This window comes from Actinotignum timonense (assembly GCF_030216305.1).
In the GTDB taxonomy this organism is placed as follows: domain Bacteria; phylum Actinomycetota; class Actinomycetes; order Actinomycetales; family Actinomycetaceae; genus Actinotignum; species Actinotignum timonense_A.
On record NZ_JASOKT010000002.1, the window covers coordinates 178693 to 195057 of the forward strand.

The 16365-nt window shown below is 64.0% G+C and carries 15 protein-coding genes and 1 tRNA gene; 7 read left to right on the top strand and 9 right to left on the bottom strand.

Annotated elements, in window-relative coordinates:
- Positions 1-8: 8 nt before the first annotated feature.
- On the top strand, positions 9-1031 hold the full coding sequence (locus QP305_RS02495; RefSeq protein WP_284903780.1) for a Ppx/GppA phosphatase family protein: 1023 nt from the start codon (positions 9-11) through the stop codon (positions 1029-1031).
- Here the strand turns inward: QP305_RS02495 and nhaA are convergent.
- Positions 1028-2392 (bottom strand): Na+/H+ antiporter NhaA, encoded by a 1365-nt coding sequence (gene nhaA / locus QP305_RS02500; protein WP_284903782.1) that lies wholly within the window; start codon positions 2390-2392, stop codon positions 1028-1030. The genes QP305_RS02495 and nhaA overlap by 4 nt on opposite strands.
- Positions 2393-2573: 181 nt before the next feature.
- On the opposite strand from nhaA, the gene QP305_RS02505 reads away from it, so the two are divergent.
- Together QP305_RS02505 and QP305_RS02510 are read left to right on the top strand one after the other, a co-directional pair.
- Positions 2574-2647 (top strand) — tRNA-Leu (locus QP305_RS02505).
- Positions 2648-2848: 201 nt separating this feature from the next.
- Positions 2849-3796, top strand: a complete 948-nt coding sequence (locus QP305_RS02510) for a Bax inhibitor-1/YccA family protein (RefSeq protein ID WP_234984467.1) — start codon at positions 2849-2851, stop codon at positions 3794-3796.
- 208 nt (positions 3797-4004) lie between these two features.
- Here QP305_RS02510 and msrA read toward each other — a convergent pair whose 3' ends face one another.
- Together msrA and QP305_RS02520 are read right to left on the bottom strand one after the other, a co-directional pair.
- Complete coding sequence (gene msrA, locus QP305_RS02515) at positions 4005-4646, bottom strand: peptide-methionine (S)-S-oxide reductase MsrA (protein ID WP_284903785.1); 642 nt, start codon at positions 4644-4646, stop codon at positions 4005-4007.
- A 45-nt stretch (positions 4647-4691) separates the two neighbouring features.
- Positions 4692-5177 (bottom strand): GreA/GreB family elongation factor, encoded by a 486-nt coding sequence (locus QP305_RS02520; protein WP_016443212.1) that lies wholly within the window; start codon positions 5175-5177, stop codon positions 4692-4694.
- Between the two features lie 449 nt (positions 5178-5626).
- Here QP305_RS02520 and mca point away from each other — a divergent pair, with 449 nt between their 5' ends.
- Complete coding sequence (gene mca, locus QP305_RS02525) at positions 5627-6532, top strand: mycothiol conjugate amidase Mca (protein ID WP_284903788.1); 906 nt, start codon at positions 5627-5629, stop codon at positions 6530-6532.
- Positions 6533-6570: 38 nt separating this feature from the next.
- Here the strand turns inward: mca and QP305_RS02530 are convergent, their stop codons facing one another.
- Both QP305_RS02530 and trhA read right to left on the bottom strand, forming a co-directional pair.
- Complete coding sequence (locus QP305_RS02530; protein ID WP_284903789.1) at positions 6571-7605, bottom strand: PPK2 family polyphosphate kinase; 1035 nt, start codon at positions 7603-7605, stop codon at positions 6571-6573.
- A gap of 175 nt (positions 7606-7780) precedes the next feature.
- Positions 7781-8590 (bottom strand): PAQR family membrane homeostasis protein TrhA, encoded by an 810-nt coding sequence (gene trhA / locus QP305_RS02535; protein WP_284903790.1) that lies wholly within the window; start codon positions 8588-8590, stop codon positions 7781-7783.
- 289 nt (positions 8591-8879) lie between these two features.
- Between trhA and QP305_RS02540 the strand changes: the two genes are divergently transcribed.
- A complete protein-coding gene (locus tag QP305_RS02540) occupies positions 8880-9635 on the top strand; it encodes an isoprenyl transferase (RefSeq protein ID WP_284903791.1) in 756 nt (251 codons plus the stop codon).
- Positions 9636-9687: 52 nt separating this feature from the next.
- Here the strand turns inward: QP305_RS02540 and QP305_RS02545 are convergent, their stop codons facing one another.
- The 4 genes from QP305_RS02545 to QP305_RS02560 are packed head-to-tail and all read right to left on the bottom strand — an operon-like array spanning position 9688 to position 14136.
- Entirely contained in the window at positions 9688-10755 is a 1068-nt protein-coding gene (locus QP305_RS02545) for a hypothetical protein (protein WP_284903792.1), read from the bottom strand.
- On the bottom strand, positions 10752-11603 hold the full coding sequence (locus QP305_RS02550) for an exodeoxyribonuclease VII small subunit (protein ID WP_284903793.1): 852 nt from the start codon (positions 11601-11603) through the stop codon (positions 10752-10754). Before QP305_RS02550 ends, QP305_RS02545 begins: the two co-directional genes overlap by 4 nt.
- Entirely contained in the window at positions 11593-12846 is a 1254-nt protein-coding gene (xseA, locus tag QP305_RS02555) for an exodeoxyribonuclease VII large subunit (protein ID WP_284903796.1), read from the bottom strand. Before xseA ends, QP305_RS02550 begins: the two co-directional genes overlap by 11 nt.
- 33 nt (positions 12847-12879) lie before the next feature.
- Positions 12880-14136 (bottom strand): DNA recombination protein RmuC, encoded by a 1257-nt coding sequence (locus QP305_RS02560; RefSeq protein ID WP_284903798.1) that lies wholly within the window; start codon positions 14134-14136, stop codon positions 12880-12882.
- A gap of 194 nt (positions 14137-14330) precedes the next feature.
- On the opposite strand from QP305_RS02560, the gene QP305_RS02565 reads away from it, so the two are divergent.
- Positions 14331-15140 (top strand): SDR family oxidoreductase, encoded by an 810-nt coding sequence (locus QP305_RS02565; RefSeq protein ID WP_087070460.1) that lies wholly within the window; start codon positions 14331-14333, stop codon positions 15138-15140.
- A 132-nt stretch (positions 15141-15272) separates the two neighbouring features.
- Complete coding sequence (gene ychF, locus QP305_RS02570; protein WP_284903799.1) at positions 15273-16352, top strand: redox-regulated ATPase YchF; 1080 nt, start codon at positions 15273-15275, stop codon at positions 16350-16352.
- Positions 16353-16365: the final 13 nt, after the last annotated feature.

Here is a 16365-nt window from a genome sequence, read left to right on the forward strand (position 1 = left end):
AACCGACCATGGCGGTTTCAGCTACCTCCACTCCTACCACGCCTGCGCAGCGGGTTGCCGGCATCGATTGCGGCACCAATTCCATCCGCCTCCTCATCGCCGACGTTCCCGGAAAAGACGGCAGTTCCCTGAGCGATATCACCCGCCAGATGGAAATTGTGTACCTGGGCCAGGGCGTGGATGCCACCGGGCACTTCGCCCCCGAAGCTCTTGAGCGTACCCTCAACCAGGTTGATATATACGCGCGCCTGTGCCGGGAAGCGGGAGTGACCTCGATTCGTTTCGCTGCCACCTCCGCCACCCGCGATGCCTCCAACCGGGCGGACTTCCTCGATGGGGTAGTGGCCCGGATCGGGGTGCGCCCCCAGGTGCTCACCGGCACCCAAGAAGCCCAGACCTCTTTCTCCGGCGCAATTTCGGCGCTGAGCTCACCGGCCTCCCCGGTACTCCTCATTGACCTGGGCGGTGGCTCCACCGAACTCGTGCTCGGGCGCGCGGACGGCAGCGTGATCGCCAGCCACTCCATGGATATTGGCTCGGTGCGGATGCGCGAACGCCACCTGCGCCACGATCCACCCACCCCGGCGGAGCTAGAAAGCGCCCGCGCCGATATCCGCGCGGCCTTGGACGAAGCAGAAAAGCACGTTCCCCTCGGGCAAGCCGAAGAGGTGGTCGGGGTGGCCGGTACCGTCACCTCGGTAACCGCCACCTGGCTCGGGCTCGATACCTACGATTCGGCGGCCGTGCACGGCACCGCGATGCCGCTCGCCGATATTGAGAAGGTTACCGACTGGTTTATCCACGCCACCCTGGAAGAACGCGCCGCGCTCGGCTTTATGCACCCGGGGCGTGCCCCCGTGATCGGAGCCGGGGCGCTGGTCTGGCAAGAAGTGGTGCGCCGCATCGCCCAGCGCCGCGCCGCCGCGGGTCGCCCGCTCGCCACCATCACCACCTCGGAACACGACATCCTTGACGGCCTGGCCCTCTGGGCCGCTCGCGAACCCCAGCCTCCCGCCCGGCCCGCCGTTTAGGCGGCCGAGTCCGCGCTGCCGCGGGCGGCGTCGTCGTGCAAGGTACCGGAAGCGCGGTGATGCCGCACCCGTATCCGGGTAGCGAGCGCCCCGAGAATCACAGAAAGTAACGTGCCGAGGAGTACGCCCACGCGCGCGTGGGCTTCGTGCGGGTCGGTGGGCGCGAAGGAGAGCTGCGCGATAAGCAGCGAGACCGTGAAGCCGATTCCGGCCAGGATCGACATGGGGAAAATATCGCCCAGGTGCAGGCCCTCGCCCAATTTGAGGCGGAAGACTTTCACGAAAAGCCAGGTGCCGCAGAAAATTCCGATGCATTTGCCCAGCGGGAGGCCCAGGTAGATGCCGATAGCGACCGGGTCGGCGAGCAGCGCGGTGATCCCGCCGGCCTCGGTAATATTCACGCCCGCGGCGAAGAACGCGAAAATCGGCAGCGCAATCCCGGCCGACCAGAAAATCAGCCGTTCGCTATAGCGTTCCGTGAGCGGGGTGTCGTCCGCGTCGGTGGTGGAGGTGGGGATCATGAAACCGAGGACCACCGCGGAAATCGTGGCGTGCACGCCGGCGCGGAAGAAGCAGTACCAGCACACCAGCGCCAGCGGCCACAGCAGCCACCAGCGGTTCCAACCTTTCCAGCACAGTAGGCCGAAAAGCGCCGCCACCAGCAAGCCGCCGCCCAGGAAGAGGAAATTGACGCCGTCGGAGAAGAAAATCGCGATGACGATAATTCCGCCCAGATCGTCGGCCACCGCGAGCGTCATGAGGAAAATACCGGCGGCTTTTGGCAGCCCTTTACCCACCAGCGCCAGCACCCCGAGCGCGAAAGCAATATCGGTGGCCACCGGAATGGCCCAGCCATCATAAATATGTGCGCCGGAAATCGCCTGGGTGGCGCAATACACCCCGATGGGGCCGAGCATGCCGGTGAGCGCGGCCAGCACCGGCAGGGCGGCTTTGCGCGGGTCGTTGAGGGAGCCGATGGTGAATTCCTGTTTGAGTTCCATGCCCACCACGAAGAAGAAAAGCGCGAGCACGAAATCCGCGGCCCAGTGCGCTAAATCGAGGTGGAGCCCTAAGCTCTCCGGCCCGATTTTTGTGGCGGCCAGCGCGAAATAGGTATCGCGGCCCGGGGAATTTGCCCAGATGAGCGCCACGAGCGCGGAAATCACCAGCACCAGCCCGGCAAAAGATTCATTGCGCAGCGCCTGGCTGTAACGCGTGACCGGTGCGGCGAGTTTCCCCACCCGGCGCAGCCCGGTGCGGAGCTTGCGCTGCCCGGTTTGCGCGGTGGTTTCCGGAGTTTCGGCGCTTTCGGCGGTGGCGGATTCGTGCGCGGTGGTGTCGCGGTTCTCGCGCTGTGTCATTCCCTCTCGATTCTGTCTGCCCAGGTTTTGGTGGTACGACGGCGCAGCTACCGGCGGGCGGCCCTCGACGCAGGTAAAGCCGGTGAAGCGACGCGCTTAGGATCCCTCCTACTCTACAGGGTGGCGCAACAAGGTAGTATTCTAGGGATGTTCATACGCGCCCGTTGGGCTCGCATGTTCAGCCCCCGTAGCCCAATTGGCAGAGGCACCCGACTTAAAATCGGTTCAGTGTCGGTTCGAGTCCGTCCGGGGGTACTGATGGAGGAAACCGAGAAGTCTTTCAGGAAAAATTCAGGCAGGGGCTTGAGAATAACCCTGGAGACGATATTGGACGAGTTATAACCAAGTTTGTACATGACCTGGATGCTAACCGGACGATGGTCGCGTCTGACAGTAGGCGGGCCGCCTATCCGGCGGTCCACCACAATACAGGAGGGTATTTTGTCGAATCCCGTGATGAGTAACAACCCGTATTTCCGCAAGGGTGCTGCCACACCGAACCAGCAGTTCCGCGGTGGCAATATTGCAACGGAACCGCGCCAGGGTTACCAGGCCGGCCCGGGTGTTTATGAACAGCCGAGCGGTTACGGTACGGAGCAGCCCGGCTGGTACAACCAGTACGGCTTCGATCAGCAGGGCTCTGGCCAGGCGTATCCGCAGCAGGGCTATGACCAGTACGCGGGCGGCTCCGGCCAGCCCGGTACTTTCGGGGCTCCGGCAACTGCCACCATGACCTACGACGATGCCATGGTGAAAACCGCGATTCTGCTGGCGGTCTCCATTGTTGCCGGCGCGGCTACCATGCTCTTCGTGCCGCTGGATTCGGCGATGATGCTCGCGATTCCGGCTTCCCTCATCGCTTTCGCGGTGGGCATGTTCGGGGCCTGGCGCCCGATGGTCGGCCCGGGTATTTCCATTGCTTACTCCCTGTTCCAGGGTGTGGCCCTCGGTGCGATCACCAATGCTTTTGACACTCTCTACCCGGGGGTGGCCTTCCAGGCCATTCTGGGTACCGCGATTGTGGTGGGTGTGGCGGTATTCCTCCACATGTCCGGGAAGGTCCGCACCACGGCCAAGGGCCGGCGGGTGGTCCTCACCATTATGATCGCCTACATTATCTTCGGCTTCGTCAATCTCATCCTGATGCTGACCGGCGTGACCAACTCGCTGCGCAATATTACGGTGGGTGGCTTCCACCTGGGGATCATCCTCGGGCTGGTCATGATCGCGGTGGCCGGCTACGTGCTCATCTCCGATCTGGAAACCGCCAAGCTCGCGGTGGAACGCCACGCCCCGAAGGAATTCGCGTGGACGGCAGCCTTCGGCATCGTCATGACGGTGCTATGGATCTACCTCGAAGTGCTGCGCATCGTGGCCTACCTGGCCGCCTCCTCGCGGAACTAAGAGAATCGCGGAACTAGCCAGTACCGCGGGCAGGATTAGCCCCGGGGAACTGGCAGTACTGCGGAACTAAGGCTGATAGCGATAACGAAGGCCGGGACGGATGTTTCTCCGTCCCGGCCTTCGTGGTTCCGTGTGGCGTTATTCGGGGGATGGCCCGACCCGGTAGCGCTATGGCCCGGTGCTAGCCGAGCCGCCGGCCGCGGGGCTGCTAGCCGAGCGGGCCCGCGCCCGGGAGCGGGCAGGCGATCCCGGTGCGCGCATGGCACTGGTAGCCGTTGGGCACCTTATGGAGATACCCCTGGTGTTCTTCTTCGGCCAGGTAGAAAGGCCCGGCGGCCAGCGCCGGCACCACCTCCGTCACAATAGCGCCGCGCCCGGCCTGGCGAAGCACATCTTCATAGCCGGCAATCATGGCCCGGGCGGTGCGCTCCTGGGTGTCCGTCGTCGTAAAAATAGCGCTGCGATACTGGGTGCCCACGTCGTTTCCCTGCCGGTTCAGCGAGGTGGGGTCATGGGACTCGAAGAAAAGCTGGAGCAACTTTTCCAGCGGAAGCTCGCGCGGATCAAATACCACCCGCACCGTTTCCGCGTGCCCGGTGCGACCCGTGCACACCTCCGCGTAGGTGGGATTCGGTGTGGTGCCGCCCATATAGCCAACCGCGGTGCTCAGCGCGCCCGCCTCCCAGGCCAGCTTTTCCGCGCCCCAAAAACACCCGGAAGCCAGGTAGATGAGCTCCTCGCCCGGGCCGGGTTCGGCAAGGACGGGCGTGCCCAGAACAACATGCGGCGCCGGATTCGGATTAATCGGGTCGGGCCGGCCCGGCAGTGCGGGGGTAGCAGATAGATTCACGATCAGCTCCTTAGCTCTCTGGTCGCGCCCTAGCGTTCTGGCCTTCTAGCCTTCGTAGGGCTTGATATCGAGAATTTCGACCTTGACGGGGCGGCCCAGGCGGTTCTTGAAGGTGGTTTTCTCCCCCTTCTTCAGGCCCAGGATCGCCTGCCCGAGCGGCGCGCTCTCCGGATACACTTCCATTCCCACAATATCCGCGGCTTCGCGCGAACCGAGGAGGAAGGTTTCTTCCATCCCGCCAATCGTGGCCGTCACAACCGTGCCGGAAGCCACCTCATCACCCGAGGGTGGCTCGGATACGTGGGCGTTTTCCAGCAGCGCGGTCAGCTCCACGATCCGCCCCTCCAGCTTCGACTGCTCTTCGCGAGCCGCCTGGTAGCCGCCGTTCTCACGCAGGTCGCCCTCCGAGCGCGCCGCTTCGATCTTCTTGGCGATCTCCGCGCGCTGCACGGTAATCATGTCATTGAGTTCGGCCTTGAGGTGCTCGTACGTTTCGGGGGAGAGCCAAGCCCCCTTGGTGTTTTCAGACATCTCTTCTCTTTCTCGTCACGGCGGGCGGGTGCTCCGCGCACCTGCCCGGTTGGTCATTCTGTTATGAGCCCGCGCTCGCGCGGCGCAGCTCGGCACGCCTTCGTGCGGCGATGCGGTTGCGGGGGCCCGAGCGCTGGGCGCGGGTGGGACGCCCCACTCGGATAAAAAAATTCATGCCCTGACAGGCATGTTTCTCCGGCTAAGCATACCAGCCTTCCGGGCGATGCAACATGACCCTGGATTTTCTGCTGGCGGGGGCCGCGTTCCACTCCGCTACCACCGCGGGGCAGCGCGCGGGCCTCCTTGGTAGAGTAGCGCGGTGAATCGGGCTGGTGCCGCCGCGCCGCGAAAACGCGGCCGCGAGCCCGCATCGATTGCCAGAAAGCCCGCGCGATAAGCGCCAGCGCCAGCACCAGCTGCGGAAGAGCACCAGCTGCGGAAGGAGAAGGATGATGGACGAACGCCGCCTCCTCTGCGTCCACGCCCACCCGGATGACGAATCATCGAAAGGCGCGGCAACCATGGCGAAATACGCCCGCCTCGGCCGGGTACGGGTGGTCACCTGCACGGGCGGCGAACGCGGGGATATCCTCAATCCTTTATTCGACGACGCAGCTCTGGCCGGGCGCACCATGGCGCAGCTACGCCGGGAAGAAATGGCTGCCGCTGCCCGCATCATCGGCATTGAGCACGTTTTCCTCGGCTTTGTGGATTCCGGGCTGCCCGAGGGCTACCCGGATGCGGAGCTCCCCGCCGATAGTTTCGCCCGGGCCGCGGACGCGGATGTGCACCGCGCCCTCGTGGCGCAGATCCGCGAGTTCCGCCCCCAGGTGGTGACCACCTATGACGAAAACGGTGGCTACCCGCATCCCGACCACCTGCGCACCCATACCGCCACCCTCGCGGCGGTGCGGCTGGCGGGGGAGCCGTGCTGGCCGGAGCTGGGCGAGCCCTGGCAGGTTTCCAAGCTGTATTACGACGCCAATCTTTCTTTCACCCGGCTCACCACCTTGCACGAAGCAATTCTTGCGGCCGGCCGCACCAGCCCTTTTACCGAGTGGCTGAAAGAGGCCGCGCAATTCCCGCGCCCGCGGCATGCCGCAAGCACGCGGGTCGGCGTCGTCGCATATTTCCCGCAGCGCGACGCGGCCATGCGCGCGCACGCCTCCCAAATTGACCCGAACGGGCTGTTCTTCGCGGCGCCGCGGGACCTGGAGGCGCAGGTGTGGCCGCATGAGGACTTCTACCTGGCGGCTTCCACCGTGGGCCCGGCGCCCGCGGAGGGGGAGACGGATCTGTTCGCGCGGGTGCCCGGGCTGGAGAGCGAAGAGCAAGCGGCGGCGCGGTACCGTTAACCACCCCGCGCAACCAGGCCTGAGCCCGCAACCGCTATTTACTGCCCGTTCCCGACCCGCTCCCCGGCATCCTTGCGGGAATCCCGGGTGATAAGCATTTCTACGCCATTCCGATAATCTTCGGATTCGGCGGCAACTTCCTCCGCTTCCTTGCGCAGTTCCTCCGCGGAGAGCTGCGCGGTGTGCCGCGGCATGGTGGCGAGCACCTGCTCGGCCTGGGCGCGCGGATCCCAACAGACCTCAGGCCAGCGCGGGGCCAGCCGGGCGAGCGCCTGGGCAAGGAGCTCGGTCACCGCGAGGCGCGCGAACCATTTGCGATCCGCCGGCACCGCATACCACGGCGCGTACTCCGTGGAAGTGCGCTCGAACATAGCCTGGTAGGCATCCATATAGGCAGGCCACTGGGCACGCGCCTCCACATCGGAGGGCGAATACTTCCAGTGCTTATCGCGGCGCGCCAGCCGGCGCAGCAGCCGCAGCCCCTGCTCCTCGTAGCCGATAAGCAGGGCGACCTTGACGAGCGTATAGCCCGCATCCACCAGCTCCCGCTCGAATTCATTGATTTTTTCGTAGCGCGCTTCAATTTCCGCGGGCGTGGCGAGCTCATCAACCTTCCCGACCAGCACATCCTCATAATGCGAGCGGTCAAAAACCCCGATCATGCCGGCCGGCGGTAGCGCGCGCCGGATCCGCCACAGAAAATCGTGGGAGAGTTCCTCCGCGGTGGGCACCCCGAAAGAGCGCAGATGTACGCCCTGCGGATCGACCATGCCGAGCACGTGCCGGCAAATCCCGCCCTTCCCGGCCGTATCCATGCCCTGCACTACGAGCAGCACCCGCCGCTCGCCTCCCTGACGCGCTTCAGCATAGAGACGTTCTTGCAGCTCAGCCAGCAGCTTCCCGCGCTCTTTCATGGCGGCTTTCCCGGCCTTTTTATCCCCGTGCCAGCCCGGCGTGGAACCGGTATCAACCGACGCTATCTGAAAACCCTCCCGAACTCGCAGCGCAATCCCGGGCGCCGTGCTCCAGGTGCCGGCGTGCTCGCGCGCCTCCGGGTTCTTCTTTTTACTCATCCGTGCTCCTGTGCGTTGTTGTTTCGTGTGGTGCTGGGTACCAGTCTAAAGGAGGGGTACGACGCCGCCGCGGCCCTCCGGGCCGCGGGATCGGCCAAGCGGGCTCGCTAGGCACGCAGGTTGAGGAGCGCTCAGCGCGTTGAGCTCTGAGCTGACCGTGTGCGGCGCGCGCTCACTAGGCGACGGCGAAGAGAGTGAGCCAGACCGCCACCGCATGGCAGGCGTAGCCGGCGACTGTTCCCGAATGGAAGAATTCGTGGAATCCCCAGGTGCGCGGCCAGGGATTGGGCCAGCGGAAAGCGTAGGCGAGCGCGCCTACCGTGTAGCAGATGCCGCCGGCAATAATGAGCCAAACGATGCCCGGGCCACCGGCCTCCCACATATCCGGGAGGAACCAGATGGCCACCCAGCCGAGAGCAATATAGAGGGGAACATACAGCCAGCGCGGGGCGGCCGGCCAGAAATTGGAGAGCGCGATCCCGCCGAACGCCCCGCCCCACACAATGGCGAGCACTAGGGCGGCGGTACTGCCCGGCAGCAGGGCGAGGGAGAGCGGAGTGTAGGTTCCAGCAATGAGCAGGAAAATATTCGAGTGATCCAGGCGGCGCAGAATCGCGTGGACTTTCGGCCCCCAGGATCCCAGGTGATACACCGCGGAATGCCCGAAGAGCACCACGGCGCTCAGCCCGAACACAATGACTCCGATGGTGAGTGCGGCGGTGGGTGCAAAAACAATCTGGACGATCATATTCGCCAGCGCGAGCGGGGCAATAATGGCGTGCTGCCAGCCGCGCAATACTGGCTTCGGTAGCGCCGATGCGGGCAGGCGCCGCCGGGCGCTGCGTGCGCTGGACCGCGCTACCGCGGGCTGTGCCGCCCCGGCCTTCGATGCGCCGGTTTTCTTCTCACCACGAGTCGCACCGCGAGGCGCGGGGGAATCACTACCGCGGTGGCGTTCGCTAGTGGCGTGACAAAGACGGGTCATGGTGCTCCCCACGTAATCGGTGTATGCCTCCGGGGTGTCCGCAGGCCGGCACAACGCGGCGGTGGGTGAAGCGGGACGTGTGGCTCCGGTTCCCCACACCGGTCTGAGCCGCTGGCGCAAGTGTACGCTGCTTGCCTGAGTATTTTCCGGGTATCTTTTCCTGTTCGCTCAGGATGGGCGGGCTACAGTTAAACGGTTAGGCAGCTAGTCGTGGCGCGTGATCGGCGCGGCTCGGGCCGGCGCGGCTTAGGTTGCCCTGGCTAGAACGAGGGAGGGAGACAGCGTGGGGATGTCATCATGGCTCTACGCCGCATACGAACGCCGCTTGGTGCGGGAGCTGGCCGGCAAACGCATGCCGCAGCACGTGGCCATTATGTTGGATGGCAATCGGCGTTGGGCGCGTGAGCTGGGTGAATCTGCCACGTTCGGGCATCGGGCCGGGGCCGAGCGCATTGCCGAGGTGCTCGGCTGGTGCGAAGATGCCGGCATTGAGGTGGTTACTCTGTGGCTGCTCTCCACTGATAATCTCTCCCGGGCGGCTGAAGAAGTAGGCCCGCTGCTCACCATCATTTGTGAAACTGTTGAAAATCTGGCGCGCTCGGGTCGTTTCCGGTTGGTCGCGGTGGGTAATCTTGATCTTCTTCCTGAGGAGTACGCCCAGCGCCTGCGTGCCGCCGCGGCGAGTACTGAATCTTGCCGCGGTTTACACGTGAATATCGCGGTGGGCTACGGCGGGCGCCAGGAAATTACCGACGCGGTGCGTTCCTACCTGCGCGATGAGGCGGCAGCCGGGCGCAGCCTCGCGGAGGTCGCGGAAGATTTTTCCCTCGCGGATATTACCGATCATCTCTACACCCGCGGCCAGCCCGATCCGGATTTGGTTATCCGCACGAGCGGGGAGCAGCGCATGAGCGGCTTCATGCTCTGGCAGTCCGTCCACACCGAGCTGTATTTCTGTGAAACCTACTGGCCGGATTTCCGGCGCGTGGATTTTTTGCGCGCGCTGCGTGACTATACGCAACGTGACCGGCGCCGCGGCCGCTAAGCTGCGAGCACGTGGCCGCGGCCGGAGTGGGGCGTTCACACCGAAAGGTGCGCTAAATAAGCCCTTCGCGGCTTTGGTATTCGAAGAATCCTTCGCTCAGTTCGTTGCGGGTCAGTGGCTCCCAGCCGGCATGCGCGGTCATGAGGCTGCGCGCGGTGGTGGCGAAAGCACCCACGGTATACAGGTGTGACATGGACATGGTGGCCAGGCCGGGGCTTGCTTCCCGTCCGAGCAGACTCACCCGGTCCAGAGTGTCGATGGTGGTTGCTATAAAAGCGCTGCGAGCCCCGGCCACGTCCACGAAGGGGCGCGGGAGGGATGCCACGTGGAGGCGGTCACCCGAAGCGGTGATCATGAGCGCGGCACCGTCCTCAAGAAGAATGGCGACGAGCCGCGGCCCGAAACTAAACCAGTGTTCGGCCACCGCGGCGAATTCGTTTTCGGGGCCGCTAATACCGTAAAGCAGCCGGATGTCTTTTGAGGTTGCGACGACGACGTCACTTAGCTGCAAGAAACTTTCGGCTTGAATACGGACTCGGTCCAGGTTGCGGGCCCGGGGGTGGCGCAGCGCCGGCGAGTAAATGATCGTGGAGGTGGAGCGGCATACTCGCAGCCATTCGCGCACGGTGTGGGCCGCGGGCATGGCATGGCAGGCGTCTCCACCGAAAATGGTGGCGGAGGGGCTGAAGAGATCAAAATCGAGTTTGCGGGCGCCGCGTTCTGGAGCTGGCAAAATATCCCAGCTTTCTTCCGGGTCTGCGTGTGAGTCCCCGTAATGAGCATCGGTGAAAGCCGCCGGGTGCGGGGTGGGCAGGCCAGAGGTGAGAGCTGCGCTGACCGAGTTTGAGGCAGCGCTGACCGGGGATGAAGCCGCGCTGAGCGGATTTGAGGCAGCGCTGACCGGGCTTGTGGCGGGGCGCAAGAGGAGCTCGACACCGTGGGCAGCGGCGTAATCGCGTACGACTTGCGGGTCGGAAGCCTCGGAAATATTGGTGACCATCCGAACTTCGCGAGCCAGGTGGGCTAGATTGACAGCCACCTTAAACATGGTGCCGGCGCGAAATGGGGTCTCCGCTTCACGCTGGTTGGCGATGGCATCGCCAATTACGAGAATCGTCATGCGAAATCCTCGGGGTGGCGAGTGAGCGGGGTGGTATCCAGGCCTGTTCCGTCCGCGAATTCTTCCGGATCGAAATCATCGTCATCTTCGCCGGCCGCGGGTTCCGCAGTGGAGGGTGGTGCGGCGGCGGGGGCACCAGCGGGAGCGCCGACGGGGCCACCAGCGGGTGTACCGGCAGGACCACCCGCGGGAACGGAGGCGCCGCGCGGGGTGGCGGGTGCGGGTGCCGTTTCAGCCACGGCTTCCGGAGCTGGCTGAATAGCCGGTACATCTTCAGCGCGTACTTCGCGCACCGCTTCCCGCAGGGCTGCCACTCGATCCTCCTTGGAGGCCTGCGGCGAGATCGCGGGTGCGGGTGCTTGATAGCCACCCGTGTGCGTTGCGGCCGGCGCGGCCTGGTTCACAGGCGCGCCCTGGTTCACGGGCGGGGTCCCTGTGGCAGGAGCAGCGGCGGCTGCCGGTTGCGGGGCTGCCATCGGAGCAGCCGCGAGGCTTTCCCCGCGTTCGGCAGCATCGATCCGGGCCGCAGCGCCATCAAGCCAGCTTTGGCAGTGGCGAGCTAGGGATTCGCCAACTTCCCACAAGCGCAGGGATTCTTCGAGGGGAATGGAGCCCTGTTCTAAGCGGGAGACGATATCAACCAGCCGGGCCCGGGCATCTTCGTAGCTGAGGGTGGCCACGCGCGCCTCAATATCTTCGCGCGGGTGGGGTGCGGAGGCGCCGGGTATCTGAGGGCCGGGTGATCCGGGTACCTGGGACGCGGAGGCGCCCGCTGCGTGGGGCTGGGAGGAGCCCGGCGCTGGCGCCGGGGGTGTGAATCCCTCAGGAGTGGTTCCCTTAGCTGCCATGCGCGCTCCCTTTCACTTCGAGATGGAGGCTTCCCGCGGCCAAAATGGCACGCAGGTGTTCTCCGATTCGGACATCGTTTTCTTGTGAGACTACTCTGTCATCCTCGCTTAGGATAACCGAATACCCGCGCTGCAGTGTGGCCTGGGGGGAGAGGGCCCGCAGCTGGGAAAGCAGCGAGGAAATATCTTGGGAATTGGAGGCCATATCGCGCCGAATATGGGCCCGCAGCCAGGAGCGCAGCGAATGAATATCCTGTTCGCGTACCTCCACCATGGTGCGGGGGCGGGCCAGTACCGGCCGGGCGCGTAATGCTTCGAGTTCCTTAGTGGCGCGTTCCACCCGGTGGCGCATGCCCTGGCGCAAGCGGCGTACCGCCGCCTGCACGCCTTCACGTTCAGCTTCCCGATCCGGGACGATGCGCTTGGCGGCATCCGTGGGGGTGGAGGCCCGCAGATCCGCCACATAATCGCTGATGGGATTATCTCCCTCGTGCCCGATAGCGGAGACCACCGGAGTGCGGGTGGCCGCAATCGCACGCACAAGGTGCTCATCGGAGAAGGGAAGGAGATCTTCCACGGAACCGCCCCCGCGCGCCAGCACAATAACATCCACCCCGGGATGGGCATCGAGTTCACGCAATGCGGGAATCATCTGGGCCACGGCATCCCGGCCCTGGACCGCTACTTCGCGTACCTCGAAACGAACTCCGGGCCAGCGCAGCGAGGCGTTAATAATGACATCCTCTTTGGCTTTGGTATTGCGCCCCACAATAAGACCCACCGCGCGCGGTAAGAAGGGGAGCGGCTTTTTCCGTTCGGGTGCGAACAGGCCTTCGGCGGCGAGTTTGGCTTTCAGGGCTTCCAAACGGGCCAGAATATCGCCCACGCCCACCGGGCGGATTTCCTGTGCCCACAGGGAGAGCGAGCCATTACCGGTATAAAAATCCGGGACCGCCCACACCACCACCCGGCTTCCGGAGGTGACGGTTGCGGGAAGCAAATGGCTGAGTATTTTCACCGTCATGGAGACGTTTTCTTCCAGATCCCGCAAGGTGAGGAACTGGACTTTGGCTCCGGGGCGGCGCTGGAGGGTAATGACTTCACCTTCCACCCAGAGGCGTGACATTTTCGCCACGTATTCCCGGATTTTTACCGAGAGGAGGCGCAGCGGCCACGGGTGATCCGGTGTTGTCTGCGCAGCCCGTTGCGGCAGGTTGGCGGGTACCGGAGTTGTTGAAGCCATATCAGTTATCGTGCCATGTTTTGCCCCGCACTGCTACGGGACAATCCGAGTTTCATGATCTTCTTCGCCGTCCAGTGCTTCCCGCAAAGCAGCATCGTGGAAACGTTTGACCTGGCCTTCTTCTGCGGCAATGGCCGGCGGGGTAGCAAAATCAGCATCGAGGCTTTCTAGGCGCCGCGCGGTGACCAGCACGCGCGTATCGAAAGAAGAGAGCGCCGAGTTGTAGTTCTTCACCGCTGAGGTAAGGGAATTCCCGAGCTTTTCCAGGTGGCCAGCCACCACCCGCAGCCGGTCCGTCATTTCCCGGCCCAGCGCAATAATATGCCCGGCTTCTTCGCTCACTTTGCTGGAGGCCCACAGCGTTGCCACGGTGCGTAGCAGCGCTAGCAACGAGGCAGGAGAAGCAGGGACCACCCCGAGGTTCAGGGCATCCTCGAGGAGGGGAGGATCTTCCCGCAGCGCTTCCGCGAGGAGGGATTCCCCCGGGAGGAACATGATGGTGATCCGGGGTGAACCCGGGAAAAGCGCGGGGTAATCTCGTTTGGCTAGCGCGTTCACGTGAGCACGCACCGCCTTGGCGTGCTGTTTGAGAAGATCCTGGCGCCGCGCGATTTCCTCCGCCGTGGTGGCCGGGGCGGCCTGAGCCTGGAGCATCGCGGTGAGGGGAACCTTGGCATCGAGGGGGAGATGAGCGCCGCCGGGCAGGTGGATAATCATATCCGGGCGCGATCCCGCCGCGCGCCCACCGCCCGCGGGCGCGGAAACCTGCTCCGAAAAATCAACGTGGGGGAGCATCCCGGCGGCTTCCACCACCCGGCGCAATTCCACTTCACCCCACATGCCGCGCGCGGAGGTAGAACTGAGCGCCCCGCGCAGCGCCTGGGTGGCTCGCGCCAGATCTTCCTGGGTGCGCGCCGCCGCGCTGAGCTGGGTGCGGATTTCGGTGCGCTGCTCACCTTGGAGAACCTGCACATCCCGAACCCGCTGTTCCATCACCTCAAGCTGCTGGGTAATAGGAGCCAGGGAACGCAAAATATCGTTATCGGTTTTAGCCCGGGCGATGAGCCCGTTATTTTCCTCCTCTAAACGATCCGAACGAGCCTGGGCGGCCGCCAGCTGCGCCCGCGCCGCTCCGGCATCGCGCTGGGCTTCCTCCAGTTGCTGGCGTACCAGTGCCAGCTCCCGGCCCGAAACCGCCCCGCCCGAGCGCACCCGCGCGCTCAAGAACCCCAGGGCGAAACACGCGCATCCCACCGCGATAAGAGCACCTAGAACAATCGAAATATCCATAGCGGTATTCAAACATCCACCTACGACAGAAAAATGGGAGGGAAGCGGGCTGGCGGCGTCGTCGCCCCTTGTTCCCCGCAAAAAACTCTGATAGCTTTCAAAAAGCGGGGTATAACGCAGCTCACATCAGAGTTAGGACGTACGGCTCCGCGGGCGGTGCCGCGAGGAAGCGGCGCCGGGGAGAAAGGAACACCATGTCTACTATCGTCGTGACCGGAATGGGCTCGGGTATTGGCGCTGCTTGCGGGCAGATTCTGGAAGAACGCGGGCATACGCCCGTCGGTGTTGATTTGCGCGGGGCAGAATTTGAAGCGGATCTGTCCACCCCGGAGGGGATTGCGGATGCCGTCGCTCGGGTGGTGGAAAAGTACCCGCAGATTGACGGGGTGATCGCGAATGCGGGCACCCAGAGCAATTCGCCTCTCGATCTCAAGGTGAATTACTTCGGCGCGCGCGATACCGTGCGCGCTTTCCTTCCCTACCTGGAAAAGGCGGAAAACGGGCGCGCGGTCATTACCGCCTCCTGCGCAAGTTTGCAGCCCAGCGATCCCAAGCTCGTGCAGCTGCTCCTCGATGATCAGCGCGAAGAAGCCCTCGCTTACGGCAAGGAGCTGGCTGATCAGGGTCCGATGCAGGGCTACGCCAATTACGCCTCCTCCAAGCGCGCTATTGCCACGTGGGTGCGCCGCGCGGCCGTGAGTGAGGAATTTGCCGGTCGGGGCGTGGGGCTCAATGCGGTGGGGCCGGGCGTGGTTGCCACCCCGATGACGAAGGAACTTCTCTCCACCGAGGAAGGGCGCAAGCAGGCATTCGGTGCGCTACCCGCCCCGTACCACGGCGCCTCGGAAGCTCGCGATATTGCCGACGCACTCGTTTTCTTCGTGACCGGCCTCTCGCGGACCATCACCGGGCAGATTCTCTATATCGACGGCGGCGCGGATGCGATTTTGCGCGGCGAAGATATTTGGCACGCCCCGAAGTCCATGGACGCGCCCGCGCGGTAGCCTCAACGGCCCGGTAGCGTGAACGCCCCGGTAACGCGGTAGCGCAACGCCGCAGCCCGGTAGTGCCGCGCCCGGATTGCGAGTCCGGGGAATAGCAGCCCGCCCTCCTTTCTCTTAGCTAGAATGGAGGGCGTGGCTTTAACAATTGGTATTGCAGGACTTCCCAACGTCGGAAAATCGACCCTATTTAATGCGCTCACGCGCGCAACGGTGCTCGCGGCGAACTACCCCTTCGCGACGATTGAGCCGAATGTGGGCGTGGTGCCCCTCCCTGATGCGCGGCTGACCAAGCTCGCCGAAATTTTCGGGTCGCAGAAAATTCTGCCGGCGACGGTTGATTTTGTGGATATCGCCGGGATTGTGCGCGGGGCCTCCAAGGGGGAGGGCCTGGGCAACCAATTCCTCGCCAATATTCGCGAAGCGGATGCGATTTGCCTGGTCACCCGCGCTTTTGCGGATCCGGACGTGGTTCACGTGGAAGGCCGCGTGGATCCGAAGGATGATATCGAAACGGTCACCACCGAACTCATCCTCGCCGATATGCAAACCCTGGAAAAGGCGATCCCGCGCCTGACCAAGGAAGTGACGGGGAAGAAAACCCCGAAGGAAACGCTCGATGCCGCGCAGCGAGCCTACGCGCTCCTCGAGGCGGGGGAGGTGCTCTCCAACCATGCCGCCGAATTCGACGCCGACACCCTGCGTTCCTTCCAACTCATGACCTCGAAGCCCTTCATCTACGTTTTTAATACCGACGACGACGGCCTCGCTGACACTGCCATGCAGCAGGAACTACGTGACTTTGTGAAACCTGCCCAAGCCATTTTCCTCGACGCTAAATTCGAAGCGGAACTGGTGGAACTCAGCGAAGAAGAAGCCCGGGAAATGCTGGAGGCCACCGGTCAGGAAGAATCCGGCCTGGACCAGCTGGCCCGGGTGGGTTTCGATACCCTCGGCCTGCAAACCTACCTCACGGCCGGCCCCAAAGAAGCCCGCGCCTGGACCATCCACAAGGGCGATACCGCCCCGCAGGCCGCCGGTGTGATCCACACCGATTTCCAGCGCGGCTTCATTAAAGCGGAGGTGGTCTCCTTCGATGACCTGGTGGAATACGGCTCGGTAGCCGCCGCTCGCGAACACGGAAAACTGCGCCAAGAAGGCAAGGACTACGTGATGCAGGACGGCGACGTGGTCGAATTCCGCTTTAATGTGTAGGTAGCGCGCGGGA

Excerpts from the sequence above, each read along its gene's own strand:
- QP305_RS02495 (WP_284903780.1), top strand. The coding sequence starts at position 9 with ATGGCGGTTTCAGCTACCTCCACTCCTACCACGCCTGCGCAGCGGGTT.
- nhaA (WP_284903782.1), bottom strand. The coding sequence starts at position 2,392 with ATGACACAGCGCGAGAACCGCGACACCACCGCGCACGAATCCGCCACC.
- QP305_RS02510 (WP_234984467.1), top strand. The coding sequence starts at position 2,849 with ATGAGTAACAACCCGTATTTCCGCAAGGGTGCTGCCACACCGAACCAG.
- QP305_RS02520 (WP_016443212.1), bottom strand. The coding sequence starts at position 5,177 with ATGTCTGAAAACACCAAGGGGGCTTGGCTCTCCCCCGAAACGTACGAG.
- mca (WP_284903788.1), top strand. The coding sequence starts at position 5,627 with ATGATGGACGAACGCCGCCTCCTCTGCGTCCACGCCCACCCGGATGAC.
- QP305_RS02530 (WP_284903789.1), bottom strand. The coding sequence starts at position 7,605 with ATGAGTAAAAAGAAGAACCCGGAGGCGCGCGAGCACGCCGGCACCTGG.
- trhA (WP_284903790.1), bottom strand. The coding sequence starts at position 8,590 with ATGACCCGTCTTTGTCACGCCACTAGCGAACGCCACCGCGGTAGTGAT.
- QP305_RS02540 (WP_284903791.1), top strand. The coding sequence starts at position 8,880 with ATGTCATCATGGCTCTACGCCGCATACGAACGCCGCTTGGTGCGGGAG.
- QP305_RS02545 (WP_284903792.1), bottom strand. The coding sequence starts at position 10,755 with ATGACGATTCTCGTAATTGGCGATGCCATCGCCAACCAGCGTGAAGCG.
- QP305_RS02550 (WP_284903793.1), bottom strand. The coding sequence starts at position 11,603 with ATGGCAGCTAAGGGAACCACTCCTGAGGGATTCACACCCCCGGCGCCA.
- xseA (WP_284903796.1), bottom strand. The coding sequence starts at position 12,846 with ATGGCTTCAACAACTCCGGTACCCGCCAACCTGCCGCAACGGGCTGCG.
- QP305_RS02560 (WP_284903798.1), bottom strand. The coding sequence starts at position 14,136 with ATGGATATTTCGATTGTTCTAGGTGCTCTTATCGCGGTGGGATGCGCG.
- QP305_RS02565 (WP_087070460.1), top strand. The coding sequence starts at position 14,331 with ATGTCTACTATCGTCGTGACCGGAATGGGCTCGGGTATTGGCGCTGCT.